A 15,882-nucleotide genomic window follows, 5' to 3' on the forward strand; every position below is an offset into this window, starting at 1 on the left:
CAAAACTTTTGCCATGGGAGCCACCTGACATGGACCGTCTGACACGCATTTTGGCCGCACTGACCCGCTGGGGTCTGGGCCTGTGCGCGTTGGTTTTGGTCTTGATGGCGCTCTACGTCAGCCTTGGCCGGGAGCTGACGCCGCTGATCGCCGAGTACCGTACCGACATCGAAAACAAAGCCAGCGATGCCTTGGGCATGCCGCTGCAGATCGGCGAGCTCGAAGGCAACTGGAGTGGTTTTGCCCCCATATTGATGGCCCGCGACGTGACGGTCGGCGAGGGCGCCAATGCCTTGCACCTGGATCAGGTGCGTGCGGTGCCGGATCTTTGGGCCAGTCTGCTGGCACGCCAGGTACGTATCGCGCATCTGCAATTCAGCGGCCTGCGCATCAGCGTCAAGGAAGGCGACGACGGTCAATGGGTTCTGGAGGGTTTGCCGGGGCAGCAGGGCCAACCTGCCGATCCGGAACAGTTGCTCAATCGTATGCAGATGATCCAGCAACTGTCGGTGCTCGACAGTCAGGTGACCTTGCAGCCGTTTGCCCGGTCGCCGCTGACCCTGACCTATGTCGGCCTGAATCTGAAAGTCGGGGCGTCACGGCAGCGACTCGACGCCCGTCTGACTCTGCCCGACGGCCAGCCAGTGGCCATGAGCCTGCGTACCCGCATCCGCGCCAGTCAATGGAAGGACGGTGAAGCCGAGATCTACCTGAGCCTGCCGCAAAGCGACTGGTCGAAGTGGCTGCCCGAGCGCGTGAGCCAGCAGTGGAATTTCTCCGAGATCAAGGCCGGTGGCGAGCTGTGGGCGACCTGGGGCAAAGGCACGCTGCAAAACGCGGCCGTGCGCTTGAATGCGCCACAACTCAAAGGTGCCTACGCCGATCGCAAGCCGATCCAGATCAACAACCTGGCGCTGAACGGTTACTTCCAGCGTAGTGCCGAAGGCGCCTCGGTGACGCTGGACTCCCTGGCGATGAATCTCGCAGAGACCCGCTGGGAAACGCATTTGCAGCTCAAGCAAAGCGTGGCCACTGACAAGGCCCAAGAGCTCTGGCACCTGCAAGCCGACCGGATTGATCTCACTCCGCTGACCCCGCTGCTCAACGCCCTGGCACCGTTGCCGGAGGGTTTTGCCAAGGCTGTCGAGCGGCTCAAGGTCACGGGTGGCCTGCGTAACGTGCTGGTCGACTTCCGCCCCGATGCCACCGACGACAGCAAGTTCGGTTTTGCCGCCAACCTCGACCAGGTAGGCTTCGATGCCTATCACGGTGCGCCGGCTGCGCGAAATGTCAGCGGCAGCATCAGCGGTGACCTGGGGCAAGGCGAGCTGCGCATGGACAGCAAGGATTTCATGCTGCACCTGGACCCGATTTTCGCCAAGCCATGGCAGTACATTCAGGCCAATGCGCGGCTGACGTGGAAACTCGACAAAGAAAGTTTCACTCTGATTGCGCCGTATCTGAAAGTGCTGGGCGAGGAGGGCAAGATCGCCGGCGACTTCCTGATTCGCCTACATTTCGATCACACCCAGGAAGACTACATGGACCTGCGGGTCGGCCTGGTGGACGGTGACGGTCGCTACACCGCCAAGTACTTGCCGGCGGTCCTCAGCCCGGGGCTGGACGAGTGGCTGCGCACGGCGATTCTCAAGGGCGCGGTGGACCAGGGCTTCTTCCAGTATCAGGGGTCGCTCAACCACGGCGCCGCGGACGTGGATCGCAGCATCAGCCTGTATTTCAAGGTTCACGATGCCGAACTGGCCTTCCAGCCGGGCTGGCCCCATGTCAGCAAGGTCAGCGGCGATGTGTTCGTCGAAGACAGCGGCGTGCGGATTGTGGCCAGCAAGGGCCAGTTGCTCGACACTCAGGTCAGCGATGTCTACGTCAATATTCCCCATGTGCCTGCTGGGCAGAACGTTCATTTGTTCCTCGATGGCGGATTTGCCGGCGGTTTGGGCGATGGCCTGAAAATCCTCCAGGAAGCGCCGATCGGCACCGGCGCAACCTTTGCCAACTGGGAAGGCGAGGGAAGCCTGCAAGGCAAGTTGAAGCTGGATATCCCGCTGGCCAAGGGCGAGGAACCGAAGATCCTCGTCGATTTCAAGACGGCCAAGGCACGCTTGAAACTGGCCGAACCGGCGCTGGAGCTGACCCAGCTCAAAGGTGACTTCCGCTTCGACAATGCCAAAGGCCTGAGCGGGCAGAACATCAGTGCGCGGGCATTCGACAAACCGGTCACCGCACAGATTTTTGCCGATGGCAGCCCGGGCAAGCTCAACACTCGCGTGACCGCGTCGGGACATGTCGAGGTGAAGAAACTGACCGAGTGGCTGAAGGTGACCCAGCCTCTGCCGGTGAGTGGCGTGATCCCTTATCAACTGCAATTGACCCTCAATGGCGCCGACAGCCAGTTGCTGGTCAATTCCAACCTCAATGGCGTGGCCGTCGATTTGCCGGCACCGTTCGGCATGACCGCCGATGCCGCGCGCGACACGACGTTCCGCATGACTTTGCAGGGCGACGAGCGGCGCTATTGGGTCAGCTACGGCGATCTGGCGAGTTTCACGTTCGCGGCCCCGCCCAGCAATTTCGCCGACGGTCGCGGGGAACTGTTCCTCGGTGGCGGCGAGGCCGTGTTGCCCGGCGGCAAAGGCTTGCGGATTCGCGGCGTGCTGTCGGAGCTGGACGTTGGCCCGTGGAAGGACCTGGTGGATAAATACGCCGGGCAGGACCCCGGCGGCAGCGCCAAGCAATTGCTCAGCGGCGCGGATATCAAAGTAGGCAAGCTCAGCGGTGTCGGTACCACGCTCGATCAGGCCTCGATCCAGGTGACACGCAAACCTTCCGCCTGGGCGCTGCAACTCGACAGCCAGCAGATCAAGGGCGGCGCAAACCTTCCCGATTCGAAGGCCACGCCAATCACAATCAATCTGCAAACCGTGCGCCTGCCGGCACCGGACCCGACCGTGCTGGCCGATGAAAACTCGCCGGATCCGCTGGCGTCGGTGGACCCGACGAAGATTCCCGCGATGGATATCACCATCAATCAGTTATTCCAGGGCCAGGATCTGGTCGGCGCCTGGTCGCTGAAGATTCGGCCGACGGCCAAGGGCATTGTGTTCAACTCGCTGGACCTGGGCCTCAAGGGCATTCTGCTGGTGGGCAGTGGTGGCTGGGAAGGCGTGCCCGGTGCCAGTAATAGCTGGTACAAGGGACGCATCAGCGGCAAGAACCTGGCCGACGTACTCAAGGGCTGGGGGTTTGCACCGAGCGTCACCAGCCAGGACTTTTACATGGATGTCGATGGCCGCTGGCCCGGCTCACCGGCCTGGGTGGCGACCAAACGTTTCTCCGGCTCGCTGGATGCGACGCTGAATCAGGGCCAGTTCGTCGAAGTCGAAGGCAGTGCCCAGGCGCTGCGGGTATTTGGTTTGCTCAATTTCAACTCCATCGGCCGGCGCCTGCGCCTGGACTTCTCCGACCTGTTCGGCAAAGGCCTGAGTTATGACAAGGTCAAGGGGCTGCTGGTCGCGACCAATGGGGTGTATGTCACCCGTCAGCCAATCCAGCTGACGGGCCCGTCGAGCACCATCGAGCTCGACGGTACCCTGAACATGGTGGCCGATCAGATCGATGCGAAACTGATGGTGACCTTGCCGGTGACCAATAACCTGCCGATTGCCGCACTGCTCGTCGGTGCACCGGCGGTCGGCGGGGCGCTGTTCCTGATCGACAAGCTGATCGGTGACCGGGTCTCCCGCTTCGCCAGTGTGAAATACACCGTCAAAGGACCGTGGAAAGAACCGAAAATCACCTTCGACAAGGCTTTTTGAGGTCCTTTTGAAAAGGCACTCGGCAAGCCTATGGAGTAGCATGGCCGCATACGATTGCAGGAGTGCGCCATGTCTGTCGCGGTGATTCAAATGGTCAGCCAGAGCGATGTGCTGGCCAATCTGGCCCAGGCCCGTCGGCTGCTCGAACAAGCGGCCGCAGGCGGCGCGAAACTCGCGGTATTGCCGGAAAACTTCGCGGCCATGGGCCGGCGCGACATTGCCGACATCGGCCGCGCTGAAGCTCTGGGCGAAGGCCCGATCCTGCCCTGGTTGAAACAGACCGCACGCGACCTCAGGTTATGGATTGTGGCCGGCACATTGCCGTTGCCGCCGGCGGATCAACCGACGGCGAAAGTGCATGCCTGTTCGTTGCTGGTCGATGACCAGGGCGAAACGGTAGCGCGCTACGACAAGCTGCACCTGTTCGATGTCGACGTGGCGGACAATCGTGGCCGTTATCGTGAATCCGATGACTATGCTTATGGCAGTGGGGTGGTGGTGGCGGACACGCCCGTCGGCCGGGTCGGCCTGACGGTCTGCTATGACCTGCGCTTTCCCGAGTTGTACAGCGAACTGCGCGCGGCCGGCGCGGAACTGATTACCGCTCCTTCGGCCTTTACGGCGGTGACCGGCGCGGCGCATTGGGATGTGCTGATTCGTGCGCGGGCCATCGAGACCCAGTGTTATGTGCTCGCGGCTGCCCAGGGCGGGACGCATCCGGGGCCGCGGGAAACCTTTGGCCATGCCGCCATCGTCGATCCATGGGGGCGCGTGCTGGCGCAAAAGGATCAAGGCGAGGCCGTGCTGCTGGCCGAACGCGACAGCAGCGAACAGGCGTCCATCCGGGCGCGGATGCCGGTGTCCAGTCACCGGCGCTTTTTCTCGCAGGGCGCCCGGCGACCTGCATCAGAACGACGAATTTAAGGCGTAAAGCATATGAGCGAGTTGTTGTCCTCAGTCAGTGAACACCTGCTGGCGCCCGGTGGCGTCACGATCGAGAGCCTGCAAGGCGTGCTCGGCGATCTGGCCGGGCCGGGCATCGATGCGGCCGACCTGTATTTCCAGGGGCAGATCTCCGAGTCCTGGGCGCTGGAAGACGGCATCGTCAAGGAAGGCAGCTTCAACCTTGACCAGGGTGTGGGCGTACGCGCGCAATCGGGTGAAAAAACCGGTTTTGCCTACAGCAATGCCATCACCCTGGAAGCCTTGGGCGCGGCGGCGCGTGCCGCCCGTTCGATTTCCCGGGCCGGGCAACACGGCACGGTACAAGCCTTTACCAGCCAGGATGTCGCGCAGTTGTATGCGCCGGACAACCCGCTGGAGGTACTGACCCGTGCCGAGAAAGTCGACTTGCTCAAGCGCGTCGACGCCGCGACCCGCGCCCTCGACCCGCGCATCCAGCAAGTGACCGTGAGCATGGCCGGTGTCTGGGAGCGGATTCTGGTGGCTTCCACCGACGGCGGCCTGGCGGCGGATGTGCGGCCGTTGGTGCGTTTCAACGTCAGTGTGATCGTCGAGCAGAACGGTCGTCGCGAGCGCGGCGGTCATGGCGGTGGCGGGCGGACCGATTACCGCTATTTCCTCTGCGAAGACCGCGCCATGGGCTATGCCCGTGAAGCGTTGCGCCAGGCGCTGGTCAACCTTGAAGCCATTCCGGCTCCGGCCGGTACGCTGCCGGTGGTGCTCGGTTCCGGCTGGTCGGGCGTGCTGCTGCACGAAGCCGTCGGTCATGGTCTGGAAGGCGATTTCAACCGCAAGGGCAGTTCGGCCTACAGCGGGCGCATGGGCGAGATGGTTGCGTCGAAGCTGTGCACCATTGTCGATGACGGCACCCTGGCCGGTCGTCGCGGCTCGTTGAGCGTCGATGACGAAGGCACGCCGACCGAGTGCACCACGCTGATCGAAAACGGCGTACTCAAGGGCTACATGCAGGACAAGCTCAACGCCCGCCTGATGGGCGTGGCGCGCACGGGTAACGGCCGTCGTGAATCCTACGCGCACCTGCCGATGCCGCGCATGACCAACACCTACATGCTCGCCGGCGAAAGCGACCCGGCGGAAATCATCGCCTCGGTGAAACGCGGCATCTACTGCGCCAACCTCGGTGGCGGTCAGGTGGACATCACCAGCGGCAAGTTCGTGTTCTCCACCAGCGAAGCGTACCTGATCGAGGACGGCAAGATCACCGCGCCGGTCAAAGGCGCAACGTTGATCGGTAACGGGCCGGAAGCCATGAGCAAGGTGTCGATGGTCGGTAACGACCTGTCGCTGGACAGCGGCGTGGGCACGTGCGGCAAGGATGGGCAGTCGGTGCCGGTGGGTGTCGGCCAGCCAACGCTGAAGATTGATGCGATCACCGTGGGTGGCACGGGGTCGTAAGCGGCTTTTGAAACAGTGAAGCTGCGGGTGAGTTGCATGGCAACTCACCCGATTCGAGAATTAACGCAGACCGCGTTGAGTCTCGTCCAGCTCACGGATGTACTTGAAGATTTTACGGCTGGAAGCAGGAGGCTTGTTTTGCGCAAGCTCATGCTGGGCCTGACGGATCAGGGAACGCAATTGCTGGCGGTCCGCGTCCGGGTAGTCGACGACGAATTTTTCCAGAACGGCATCGTCGCCGGCGATCAGACGATCGCGCCAGCGCTCCAGGTTATGGAAGCGTTCGTTGTATTGACGGGTGGAGGCATCGAGTTGATCGAGCAGAACCAGAATGGCGGCAGTGTCCTGATCGCGCATCAGCTTGCCGATGAACTGAAGATGCCGTTTACGCGCGATGTTCGCGGTGTGCTTGGGCGCATCGGCCAGAGCCCGACGCATTCCGTCGGTCAAGGGCAGTTTTGCCAGCAAGTCAGGCTTGAGTGTTGTAAGGCGCTCGCCAAGGTCAACCAGAGCATGCAGCTCGCGTTTGACCTGGGATTTGCTTTTTTCTCCCGTATCGAGGGAGTCGTCGTAAGAATCAACCATGGTGGCAGTCCGCTAAGAAACGCCGCCATGATAACCAGTCGGGGGCCGCTTGTCCGGCCCGGTCGCTCGATGACCGTTACCGAAAGCAGAATTTGAGTGGAGAACAGCATGAGTGCAGTTGAAAGCGTCGGCCCACAAGCATTGCCGGCACTGCAGGAACAAGTCGAGCAGATCATCGCTGAAGCCAAGCGCCAAGGGGCCAGCGCCTGTGAAGTGGCGGTGTCACTGGAGCAGGGCTTGTCGACTTCGGTGCGTCAGCGTGAGGTCGAAACCGTTGAGTTCAACCGCGATCAGGGTTTTGGCATCACGCTGTACGTTGGCCAGCGCAAAGGCTCGGCCAGCACTTCTGCCAGCGGTCCGGAAGCGATTCGCGAGACGGTTGCCGCTGCACTGGCCATCGCCAAGCACACTTCCGAAGACGAAGCCTCGGGCCTGGCGGATGCCGCGCTGATGGCCAGGGACCTGCAGGATTTTGATCTTTTCCACGAATGGGACATCACCCCGGAGCAGGCCATCGAAAAAGCCTTGATCTGTGAAGCGGCGGCCTTCGATGCCGACGCGCGGATCAAGAACGCCGACGGCACGACCCTCAGCACCCACCAGGGCTGCCGCGTCTATGGCAACAGCCACGGGTTCATCGGCGGTTACGCATCGACTCGTCACAGCTTGAGCTGCGTGATGATCGCTGAAGCGGACGGCCAGATGCAGCGCGATTACTGGTACGACGTGAACCGCCAGGGCAATCTGCTGGCCGATCCGGTCAGCATCGGCCAGCGCGCCGCGCAACGGGCGGCGAGCCGTCTGGGCGCGCGCCCGGTGCCGACCTGTGAGGTGCCGGTGCTGTTTTCCGCGGAGTTGGCCGGGGGGCTGTTCGGCAGTTTCCTGTCGGCGATTTCCGGCGGCAGCCTGTATCGCAAGTCGTCGTTCCTTGAAGGCACTCTCGGTCAGAAGCTGTTTCCAGAGTGGCTGACCATCGACGAGCGCCCGCACTTGATGCGTGCCATGGGCAGCGCAGCGTTCGATGGCGATGGTTTGGCAACCTATGCCAAACCGTTCGTCGAAAAAGGCGAGTTGGTGTCGTACATCCTCGGCACCTACTCCGGCCGCAAGCTGGGCATGCCAAGCACCGCCAACGCCGGCGGCGTGCACAACCTGTTCGTCACCCGTGGCGATGAAGACCAGGCGGCCTTGCTGCGGCGCATGGGACGCGGGCTGTTGGTGACCGAGCTGATGGGCCAGGGCCTGAACATGGTGACCGGTGACTATTCCCGCGGCGCGGCGGGTTACTGGGTCGAGAACGGCGAAATCCAGTTCGCGGTCCAGGAAGTGACCATCGCCGGCAACATGCGCGACATGTTCAAGCAGATCGTCGCGGTGGGTAATGACCTGGAGCTGCGCAGCAACATTCGCACCGGTTCGGTGTTGATCGACCGGATGACGGTAGCGGGTAGCTAAACCTCGGCCGCTTCACCAAAAGGCGCGCCACCCATTGGGTGGCGCGCCTTTTTTTATTGGGTCTACGCGATCCTACAAAACTTGTTTTGTTTCTCATTATCATTTAATAATAAATCTCATTACCGAGCGAGCCCCGGATCATGAGTTCTGTCTTGCACGAGCTGCCTTACCTCGAAAGCTGGCGCTGGATGAGTCGCCAGATCCGCTGTGCGATGAATCCCGACGAGCCTCGCCTGATCGACCATTACCTGGCCGAAGGCCGGTATCTGGCAGCTTGCACGGCAACCTCGCCCTGGACCGTCGCCGAAACCTCCTTCCGTTTGCTGCTCGACACCGCCGCCGATGTCGCGCTGCCGTGGCACTGGCGCACGTACTGCCTGGACCAGGCCTGGCGCCCGCTACGCGAACTCGAACGCCTGTCGTTGTGCAAATGCCGCCTCAAACGCTGGCAGAGCTACACCTGGCAACTCGCGACTTGTGAGTTACAGCCCTCGATTCCTCTCATAGAACTGATGCAAGGGTCTCCCGATGAGTAATACCCGTATCGAACGCGACAGCATGGGCGAATTGAACGTCCCGGAAGACGCCCTGTACGGCGCACAGACGCAACGTGCGGTGGATAATTTCCCGATCAGCGGCAAGCCGATGCCGGTGCAGTTCATTCGCGCGCTGATCCTGGCCAAGGCGGCAGCGGCACGCGCCAACGTCGAGCTCAAGCAGATCAGTGAAGCCCAGGGCAAAGCCATTGTCGATGCGGCCCAGGGCCTGCTCGAAGGCGATTTCATGCAGCACTTTCCGGTGGATGTGTTCCAGACCGGCTCGGGCACCAGCTCCAACATGAACGCCAACGAAGTGATCGCCACGCTCGCCAGCCGCTTGCTCGGCGAGACGGTGAACCCCAATGACCACGTCAACTGTGGCCAAAGCAGCAACGACATCATTCCGACCACCATTCATGTCAGTGCGGCGTTGGCCTTGCACGAGCAACTGCTGCCGGCGTTGACGCACCTGGTCCAGGTCATCGAGCGCAAGGCCGGGCAAGTTCATCACCACGTCAAGACCGGGCGTACGCACCTGATGGATGCGATGCCGGTGCGTATGAGCCAGGTGCTCAACGGCTGGGCGCAGCAGCTCAAGGCCAACATCGGCCATCTGCAAGACTTGCAGCCAAGCCTGCAATCACTGGCCCAGGGCGGTACGGCGGTCGGGACGGGCGTCAACGCCCACCCCGAATTTGCAGCGCGCTTCAGCCAGCAACTCAGCAAATTGACCCAGGTCGAGTTCAAGCCAGGTCAGGACTTGTTCGCGCTGATTGGTTCCCAGGACACCGCCGTCGCAGTCTCCGGGCAACTGAAAACCACCGCCGTATCGCTGATGAAAATCGCCAACGACCTGCGCTGGATGAACTCCGGCCCGTTGGCCGGCCTTGGCGAGATCGAACTGGAAGCGTTGCAGCCGGGTTCTTCGATCATGCCAGGCAAGGTCAACCCAGTCATTCCCGAGGCTACCGCGATGGTCGCGGCTCAGGTCATCGGCAACGACAGCGTCATCACTATCGCCGGCCAGTCGGGCAACTTCGAACTGAACGTGATGCTGCCGATCATTGCCCAGAACCTGCTGAGCAGCATCGAGTTGCTGGCCAACTCCAGCCGTCTGCTGGCGGACAAGGCGATCGCCAGCTTCAAGGTCAACGAGAGCCGGATCAAGGAAGCGTTGTCACGCAACCCGATTCTGGTCACGGCGCTCAACCCGATCATCGGTTACCAGAAGGCCGCCGAGATTGCCAAGAAGGCTTATCAGCAAGGCCGCCCGGTGATTGACGTCGCCTTGGAGCACACTGATCTGTCGCGCGGCCAGCTGGAAGAATTGCTCAACCCGGAAAAACTCACCGCAGGCGGCGTGTAAGCCCCGCTACCGCTTTGGAGGCGCACCATGGAGCACTGGAAACGCACGATCGAAAGAGCCAACCGCTTTTTCATGCAGGGTGAACTGGTCGATGCCCGCGAGGCGTATCTGCAGGCATTGGCTCTGGCCCAGGTGCTGTTTGAACGCTGGGCGGATGCCGACGAAGCGGTGGCAGCTTGCGTGATTTCCCATCACAACCTGGCGGACCTGCACTTGCGCCTGAACCAGCCGGAGGAGAGCGCCGAATACCTGTGCGCCATCCATCAACGGTTGTTGCAGACCATGCAGGACTCGAGGCTCCCACAAACATTGCGTGAAGCCGCGTTGCGCCAGAGCAGCAAGACCTACGTCGAACTGCTGAATTTCATCAGCGAGCACGGCGAATATCCGCGCACCCATCGACTGCTGCACATCAATGTCGCTTCGCCTGCGCCTCATCATCATGGAGTCCATTGAACATGGCTTTTACCTTGCCTGCCTTGCCCTACGCCTACGACGCCCTGGAACCGCACATCGATGCGCAGACCATGGAGATCCACTACACCAAGCATCACCAGACTTACATCAACAACCTCAACGCGGCAGTCGAAGGCACCGAGTATGCCGAGTGGCCGGTGGAGAAGCTGGTGTCCGCCGTTCAGCAACTGCCGGAAAAACTGCGCGTGGCGGTGATCAATCAGGGCGGCGGCCACGCCAACCATTCGTTGTTCTGGGAAGTCATGGCGCCCGGCGGCGGAGGTAAACCCGAAGGCGCGCTGGCCAAGGCTATCGACGAGCAATTGGGCGGGCTCGACAGTTTCAGGGATGCCTTCACCAAAGCTGCGTTGACCCGCTTCGGCAGTGGCTGGGCCTGGCTGAGCGTGACCCCGCAAAAAAAACTGGTGGTGGAAAGCAGCGGTAACCAGGACAGCCCGCTAATGAACGGCAATAGGCCGATCCTGGGCCTCGACGTCTGGGAGCATGCCTATTACCTGCGCTATCAGAACCGCCGTCCTGAGTACATCGGCGCGTTCTACAACGTGATCAATTGGCCGCAAGTCGCTGCGCGCTATCAAGCCGCACTGGCTTAGGTCTTCTACAAAAACAATCCAAGGCTGGACTATGGGCACTGAAACACTGGCGATCGGAAGTGGACGGATGTTTCGTTACGCGTTCGGATCGTTGTTACTGCTGGCGGGTATGAGCCTTTTGGTTGCCCATGGATTGGCCTGGCTCGACCTTGAACCGAAGTTGCTGCGTGCATTGCAGGGCGGTGCGATCTGCGCCCTGGGCACCGCGCTGGGTGCCGTGCCTGTGTTGGTGATTCGGCGGATGCCGCAGATGCTCAGCGACACTTTGCTTGGTTTTGGCGCTGGCGTGATGCTCGCGGCAACGGCATTTTCGTTGATCGTTCCGGGCATCGCTGCCGCCGAAGGGCTTGGCTTGTCACCCTGGGCGTCCAGTGGGCTGATCAGCTTCGGCATCATGCTCGGCGCGTTCGGGCTGTTCCTCGTGGACCGGAAAGTCTCCGGTGCCAGCCCGCAAATGCTGGTCGGCACCCTGGAGCGACCGGTCATTCCTCCGCGCATCTGGCTGTTTGTGTTTGCGATCATTGCCCACAACATTCCCGAAGGCATGGCGGTTGGTGTTTCTGCCGGCGGCGGCATGCCGGATGCCGACAGCCTGGCGATGGGCATTGCCTTGCAGGATGTGCCGGAAGGGTTGGTCATCGCGTTGGTTTTGGCCGGGGCGGGGATGTCTCGGGTCAAGGCGTTCCTGATAGGTGCCGCCTCAGGCTTGGTCGAACCGGTGTTCGCGCTGTTGTGCGCCTGGCTGGTGAGCCTGGCCGAGCTGTTGTTGCCTTTGGGGTTGGCGTTGGCGGCGGGGGCCATGTTGCTGGTGGTGACCCACGAAGTCATTCCCGAGTCGCGCCGCAATGGTCATGACAAGCTTGCCAGCCTTGGACTGCTGATGGGATTTTGCCTGATGATGGTGATGGATACGGCTTTGGCCTGATTTGTGGAGAGGGGGCTTGCCCCCTTACTACCAAGCCCTGGCCTTTACTCGCCTTCGTCGAAGAAGTTGTTGATCAACGCCACCAGCGCAGCCAGCGCTTCCTGTTCCTGCTCGCCTTCCGTGCTCAAGTGGATCGTGGTGCCTTTGCCGGCGGCCAGCATCATCATCGCCATGATGCTTTTGCCATCGACCATTGATTCTGGTGTGCGACCGGCCCGGATCTGGCACGGGAACTGACCTGCCACCCCAACGAATTTTGCAGAAGCGCGGGCGTGCAGGCCCAGTTTATTGATGATTTCGATTTCCAGAGCAGGCATCGCGATGTGAATCCTTTAGCTGAGGTCGCGGTGGCGAACCTGGACGTTCTTCAGGGTTTTTTGCAGCGCCTGCCCCAGACGCTCAGTCAGGTAGACGGAGCGGTGATGTCCGCCCGTGCAGCCAATGGCAATGGTGACGTAGGCGCGGTTGCTGGCGGCAAAACGAGGCAGCCACTTTAGCAGGTATGTGGAAATGTCCTGGAACATCTCTTCGACATCCGGCTGTGCCGCCAGGTAATCGGCAACCGGCTGATCGAGCCCGGACTGCTCGCGCAATTCCGGCTTCCAGTAAGGGTTGGGCAGGCAGCGCACATCGAACACCAGGTCGGCGTCCACCGGCATGCCACGCTTGAATCCGAACGACTCCACCAGGAAGGCAGTGCCGGGTTCCGGTTGATTCAGCAGGCGCAGCTTGATGGTGTCGCGCAGTTGGTACAGGTTCAGGCTGGTGGTGTTGATCTTGAGGTCGGCGAGGTCGGCAATCGGCCCGAGCAGCACGCTCTCGACATTGATGGCTTCGGCCAGCGAGCGGTTGGCGTTGCTCAGGGGATGGCGCCGGCGGGTTTCCGAGAAGCGCTTGAGCAGGGTTTCTTCGTCGGCGTCCAGATACAGGACATCGCACTGGATGTGGCGGCTGCGGACTTCTTCGAGCAGGTCGGGGAAGCGTGACAGATGGCTGGGCAGGTTGCGGGCGTCAATGGAGACGGCGACCAGCGGCTGCATCAGCTCGGTGTGAATCAACGCTCGTTCGGCCAGTTCCGGCAGCAGGCCGGCAGGCAGATTGTCGATGCAGTAGTAGCCGTTGTCCTCAAGTACGTTGAGGGCGGTACTTTTACCTGAGCCGGAACGGCCACTGACGATGATCAAGCGCATGATTACTGACCGTTTTGCTCGTCCAGGACAACCTGATACAGGGCTTCATTGCTTGCGGCATTACGCAGTTTTTCGCGAACTTCCTTGCGGTCGAGCATGCTGGCGATCTGTCGCAGCAGCTCCAGGTGCGCATCGGTGGCGGCTTCCGGGACCAGCAGTACGAACAGCAGGTCAACCGGCGCGCCGTCGATGGCGTCAAAATCTATTGGGGCGTCCAGGTGCATCAATGCACTGATGGGCGACACACAGCCCTTGAGACGGCAATGTGGAATCGCAATGCCGTTGCCAAAACCGGTGGAACCGAGTTTTTCACGGGCGATCAGCGCCTCGAAGACATCTTGCATCTCCAGGGCCGGCACTTCGCGGGCGATCAGATTGGCAATTTGTTCGAGGGCTTTCTTTTTACTGCCGCCCGGCACGTTCACCAGGGAACGGCCGGGGGTCAGGATACTTTCAAGTCGGATCATGGGTAGGGAGTGTTAACGACCGGTTGCGCCCTGGAGGAGGCTCTGGGTCTTTTCCTTATGCTTTTTGAGTTGTTTATCCAGCTTGTCGGTGAGTGCGTCGATCGCCGCATACATATCAGTATGCTCCGCGTTGGCGACCACTTCATTCCCGGGAATATGCAGCGTGGCTTCGATTTTCTGCTTCAACTTTTCGACGGTCATCGTGACCTGCACATTAGTGATCTTGTCGAAATGTCGCTCCAATCGTTCGAGTTTTTCGCCGATGTAGGAGCGAAGAGGTTCGGTCACTTCCAGTTGGTGTCCACTGATGTTGACTTGCATACAGCTTCTCCTTCGTTGCCAGTGCATAAAGCGGCAGATCAGATGATCTACCACTGGAACGCTGTGGCGTGGCCCTACATCAACCGCTTGCGTTCGCTCGAAGGCGCGATCCCGAGGGATTCGCGGTACTTGGCGACGGTGCGGCGAGCCACCTGAATGCCTTGTGCCTCCAGTAAACCAGCGATCTTGCTGTCACTCAACGGCTTTTTCTGATTTTCCGCGGCAACCAGTTTTTTGATGATCGCCCGGATGGCCGTGGACGAGCATTCGCCGCCCTCTGAGGTGCTTACATGACTTGAAAAAAAGTATTTCAGTTCATAAATGCCCCGGGGGGTGTGCATGAACTTCTGGGTGGTCACCCGTGAAATCGTCGACTCATGCATGCCGACCGCTTCGGCGATGTCATGCAGGACCAGCGGCTTCATGGCTTCGTCGCCATATTCGAGGAAACCGCGCTGATGCTCGACGATCTGGGTGGCAACCTTCATCAGGGTTTCATTGCGGCTTTGCAGGCTCTTGATGAACCAGCGAGCCTCCTGCAGCTGATTGCGCATGAAAGTGTTGTCGGCGCTGGTGTCGGCGCGGCGCACGAAACCGGCGTACTGGGCATTGACCCGCAGCCGTGGCACCGACTCCTGATTGAGCTCCACCAGCCAGCGTTCGTTGTCCTTGCGCACGATCACGTCGGGAACGACGTACTCGGCTTCGGTCGACTCGATCTGCGAGCCCGGGCGCGGATTGAGGCTCTGGACCAGTTCGATGATTTGGCGCAGCTCGTCTTCCTTGAGCTTCATGCGGCGCATCAACTGGCTGTAGTCGCGGCTGCCCAGCAAGTCGATGTAGTCGCTGACCAGGCGCTTGGCCTCGGCCAGCCAAGGGGTCTTGGCGGGTAGCTGGCGCAATTGCAGCAGCAGGCATTCGCCCAGGTTGCGGGCGCCGATGCCGGCGGGCTCGAATTGCTGGATGCGGTGCAGGACGGCTTCGATTTCGTCCAGCTCGATGTCCAGTTCCGGGTCGAAGGCTTCGAGGATTTCCTCGAGGGTTTCGTCCAGGTAGCCCTGATTGTTGATGCAGTCGATCAGGGTCACGGCGATCAGCCGATCGGTATCGGACATCGGCGCCAGGTTCAGTTGCCACAGCAAGTGGCTTTGCAGGCTTTCACCGGCCGAGGTGCGGGTGGTGAAGTCCCACTCGTCATCGTCGTTGCTGGGCAGGCTGCTGGCGCTGGTCTGGTAAACGTCTTCCCATGCGGTGTCGACAGGGAGTTCGTTGGGGATGCGCTCGTTCCAGTCACCCTCTTCAAGGTTGTCAACCGTCGGTGCGCTTTCCTGGTAGGAAGGTTCCTGGATATCGGTGTTGGGTTTTTGTTCGGCGTTGTCGGCCAAGGGGTCGGAATTGTCGAAGTCGTCGCCTTCTTCCTGGCGTTCGAGCATCGGATTGGACTCCAGGGCCTCCTGGATTTCCTGTTGCAGGTCCAGGGTCGACAATTGGAGCAGGCGGATGGCCTGTTGCAGCTGCGGTGTCATCGTCAGCTGCTGGCCCATTCTCAAGACTAGCGATGGTTTCATGGCAGGGGCTTAACACCTTATTCGCCGGCGCACATGCGCCATCCACTACAGGGCGCCGGGGCGCCAAACATAAGCAAATTATATGCCTGAAACTGAAGGTTTTGCCTAGAGCGCAGTAACAATAAAAAACGATAAAAATATGTTGCTGAATTGCCCTTGTCGGGGGCTGTTCACGCCGGGTTGC

15 protein-coding genes are annotated in these 15,882 nt (G+C 60.9%); 9 read left to right on the forward strand and 6 right to left on the reverse strand.

What is annotated here, in order from left to right; genetic code table 11:
* The first annotated feature begins 29 nt into the window (after positions 1-29).
* From AB4O16_RS20705 to tldD, 3 genes are all read left to right on the forward strand, one after another.
* Positions 30-3,833, forward strand: coding sequence for a YhdP family protein (locus tag AB4O16_RS20705; RefSeq protein WP_460155691.1), 3,804 nt, complete (start codon positions 30-32; stop codon positions 3,831-3,833).
* Positions 3,834-3,902: 69 nt separating this feature from the next.
* Positions 3,903-4,757, forward strand: coding sequence for a carbon-nitrogen hydrolase family protein (locus AB4O16_RS20710; RefSeq protein WP_460155692.1), 855 nt, complete (start codon positions 3,903-3,905; stop codon positions 4,755-4,757).
* A 12-nt stretch (positions 4,758-4,769) separates the two neighbouring features.
* Positions 4,770-6,212: a metalloprotease TldD gene (gene tldD / locus AB4O16_RS20715; protein WP_460155693.1), complete on the forward strand. Its 1,443-nt coding sequence runs from the start codon at positions 4,770-4,772 to the stop codon at positions 6,210-6,212.
* Between the two features lie 60 nt (positions 6,213-6,272).
* On the opposite strand, the gene yjgA is transcribed toward tldD, so the two are convergent.
* Entirely contained in the window at positions 6,273-6,797 is a 525-nt protein-coding gene (yjgA, locus tag AB4O16_RS20720; protein ID WP_008046139.1) for a ribosome biogenesis factor YjgA, read from the reverse strand.
* A 108-nt stretch (positions 6,798-6,905) separates the two neighbouring features.
* Here yjgA and pmbA point away from each other — a divergent pair, with 108 nt between their 5' ends.
* The 6 genes from pmbA to AB4O16_RS20750 all read left to right on the forward strand — a co-directional run bounded on the left by pmbA (position 6,906) and on the right by AB4O16_RS20750 (position 12,152).
* A complete protein-coding gene (gene pmbA, locus AB4O16_RS20725) occupies positions 6,906-8,252 on the forward strand; it encodes a metalloprotease PmbA (RefSeq protein ID WP_460155694.1) in 1,347 nt (448 codons plus the stop codon).
* A gap of 140 nt (positions 8,253-8,392) precedes the next feature.
* A complete protein-coding gene (locus AB4O16_RS20730) occupies positions 8,393-8,788 on the forward strand; it encodes a FagA protein (protein ID WP_150718651.1) in 396 nt (131 codons plus the stop codon).
* Positions 8,781-10,157 (forward strand): class II fumarate hydratase, encoded by a 1,377-nt coding sequence (locus AB4O16_RS20735; RefSeq protein ID WP_160387037.1) that lies wholly within the window; start codon positions 8,781-8,783, stop codon positions 10,155-10,157. The genes AB4O16_RS20730 and AB4O16_RS20735 overlap by 8 nt, the downstream gene beginning before the upstream one ends.
* Before the next feature lie 27 nt (positions 10,158-10,184).
* On the forward strand, positions 10,185-10,613 hold the full coding sequence (locus tag AB4O16_RS20740) for a hypothetical protein (RefSeq protein WP_460155695.1): 429 nt from the start codon (positions 10,185-10,187) through the stop codon (positions 10,611-10,613).
* A gap of 2 nt (positions 10,614-10,615) precedes the next feature.
* Positions 10,616-11,227, forward strand: a complete 612-nt coding sequence (locus AB4O16_RS20745; protein WP_460155696.1) for a superoxide dismutase — start codon at positions 10,616-10,618, stop codon at positions 11,225-11,227.
* 31 nt (positions 11,228-11,258) lie between these two features.
* Positions 11,259-12,152 carry a ZIP family metal transporter gene (locus tag AB4O16_RS20750; protein WP_460155697.1) on the forward strand — a complete coding sequence of 298 codons (894 nt, stop codon included), beginning with the start codon at positions 11,259-11,261 and terminating at the stop codon, positions 12,150-12,152.
* Positions 12,153-12,196: 44 nt separating this feature from the next.
* Here AB4O16_RS20750 and AB4O16_RS20755 read toward each other — a convergent pair whose 3' ends face one another.
* The 5 genes from AB4O16_RS20755 to AB4O16_RS20775 all read right to left on the reverse strand — a co-directional run bounded on the left by AB4O16_RS20755 (position 12,197) and on the right by AB4O16_RS20775 (position 15,698).
* Positions 12,197-12,469, reverse strand: a complete 273-nt coding sequence (locus AB4O16_RS20755) for an HPr family phosphocarrier protein (RefSeq protein ID WP_160387041.1) — start codon at positions 12,467-12,469, stop codon at positions 12,197-12,199.
* A gap of 15 nt (positions 12,470-12,484) precedes the next feature.
* Positions 12,485-13,342 carry an RNase adapter RapZ gene (rapZ, locus tag AB4O16_RS20760; protein ID WP_160387042.1) on the reverse strand — a complete coding sequence of 286 codons (858 nt, stop codon included), beginning with the start codon at positions 13,340-13,342 and terminating at the stop codon, positions 12,485-12,487.
* Positions 13,343-13,344: 2 nt separating this feature from the next.
* Positions 13,345-13,809: a PTS IIA-like nitrogen regulatory protein PtsN gene (ptsN, locus tag AB4O16_RS20765; protein WP_150718657.1), complete on the reverse strand. Its 465-nt coding sequence runs from the start codon at positions 13,807-13,809 to the stop codon at positions 13,345-13,347.
* A gap of 12 nt (positions 13,810-13,821) precedes the next feature.
* Positions 13,822-14,130 (reverse strand): ribosome hibernation-promoting factor, HPF/YfiA family, encoded by a 309-nt coding sequence (gene hpf / locus AB4O16_RS20770; protein ID WP_008018717.1) that lies wholly within the window; start codon positions 14,128-14,130, stop codon positions 13,822-13,824.
* Positions 14,131-14,204: 74 nt separating this feature from the next.
* The gene (locus tag AB4O16_RS20775; protein ID WP_160387043.1) at positions 14,205-15,698 is read right to left on the reverse strand and encodes an RNA polymerase factor sigma-54; all 1,494 of its coding nucleotides are present in this window, start codon (positions 15,696-15,698) and stop codon (positions 14,205-14,207) included.
* Positions 15,699-15,882: the final 184 nt, after the last annotated feature.

Source organism: Pseudomonas sp. S2_H10 (assembly GCF_054668285.1).

Coding starts and splice junctions, on each gene's coding strand:
- AB4O16_RS20705 (WP_460155691.1), top strand. CDS start 30: ATGGACCGTCTGACACGCATTTTGGCCGCACTGACCCGCTGGGGTCTG.
- AB4O16_RS20710 (WP_460155692.1), top strand. CDS start 3,903: ATGTCTGTCGCGGTGATTCAAATGGTCAGCCAGAGCGATGTGCTGGCC.
- tldD (WP_460155693.1), top strand. CDS start 4,770: ATGAGCGAGTTGTTGTCCTCAGTCAGTGAACACCTGCTGGCGCCCGGT.
- yjgA (WP_008046139.1), bottom strand. CDS start 6,797: ATGGTTGATTCTTACGACGACTCCCTCGATACGGGAGAAAAAAGCAAA.
- pmbA (WP_460155694.1), top strand. CDS start 6,906: ATGAGTGCAGTTGAAAGCGTCGGCCCACAAGCATTGCCGGCACTGCAG.
- AB4O16_RS20730 (WP_150718651.1), top strand. CDS start 8,393: ATGAGTTCTGTCTTGCACGAGCTGCCTTACCTCGAAAGCTGGCGCTGG.
- AB4O16_RS20735 (WP_160387037.1), top strand. CDS start 8,781: ATGAGTAATACCCGTATCGAACGCGACAGCATGGGCGAATTGAACGTC.
- AB4O16_RS20740 (WP_460155695.1), top strand. CDS start 10,185: ATGGAGCACTGGAAACGCACGATCGAAAGAGCCAACCGCTTTTTCATG.
- AB4O16_RS20745 (WP_460155696.1), top strand. CDS start 10,616: ATGGCTTTTACCTTGCCTGCCTTGCCCTACGCCTACGACGCCCTGGAA.
- AB4O16_RS20750 (WP_460155697.1), top strand. CDS start 11,259: ATGGGCACTGAAACACTGGCGATCGGAAGTGGACGGATGTTTCGTTAC.
- AB4O16_RS20755 (WP_160387041.1), bottom strand. CDS start 12,469: ATGCCTGCTCTGGAAATCGAAATCATCAATAAACTGGGCCTGCACGCC.
- rapZ (WP_160387042.1), bottom strand. CDS start 13,342: ATGCGCTTGATCATCGTCAGTGGCCGTTCCGGCTCAGGTAAAAGTACC.
- ptsN (WP_150718657.1), bottom strand. CDS start 13,809: ATGATCCGACTTGAAAGTATCCTGACCCCCGGCCGTTCCCTGGTGAAC.
- hpf (WP_008018717.1), bottom strand. CDS start 14,130: ATGCAAGTCAACATCAGTGGACACCAACTGGAAGTGACCGAACCTCTT.
- AB4O16_RS20775 (WP_160387043.1), bottom strand. CDS start 15,698: ATGAAACCATCGCTAGTCTTGAGAATGGGCCAGCAGCTGACGATGACA.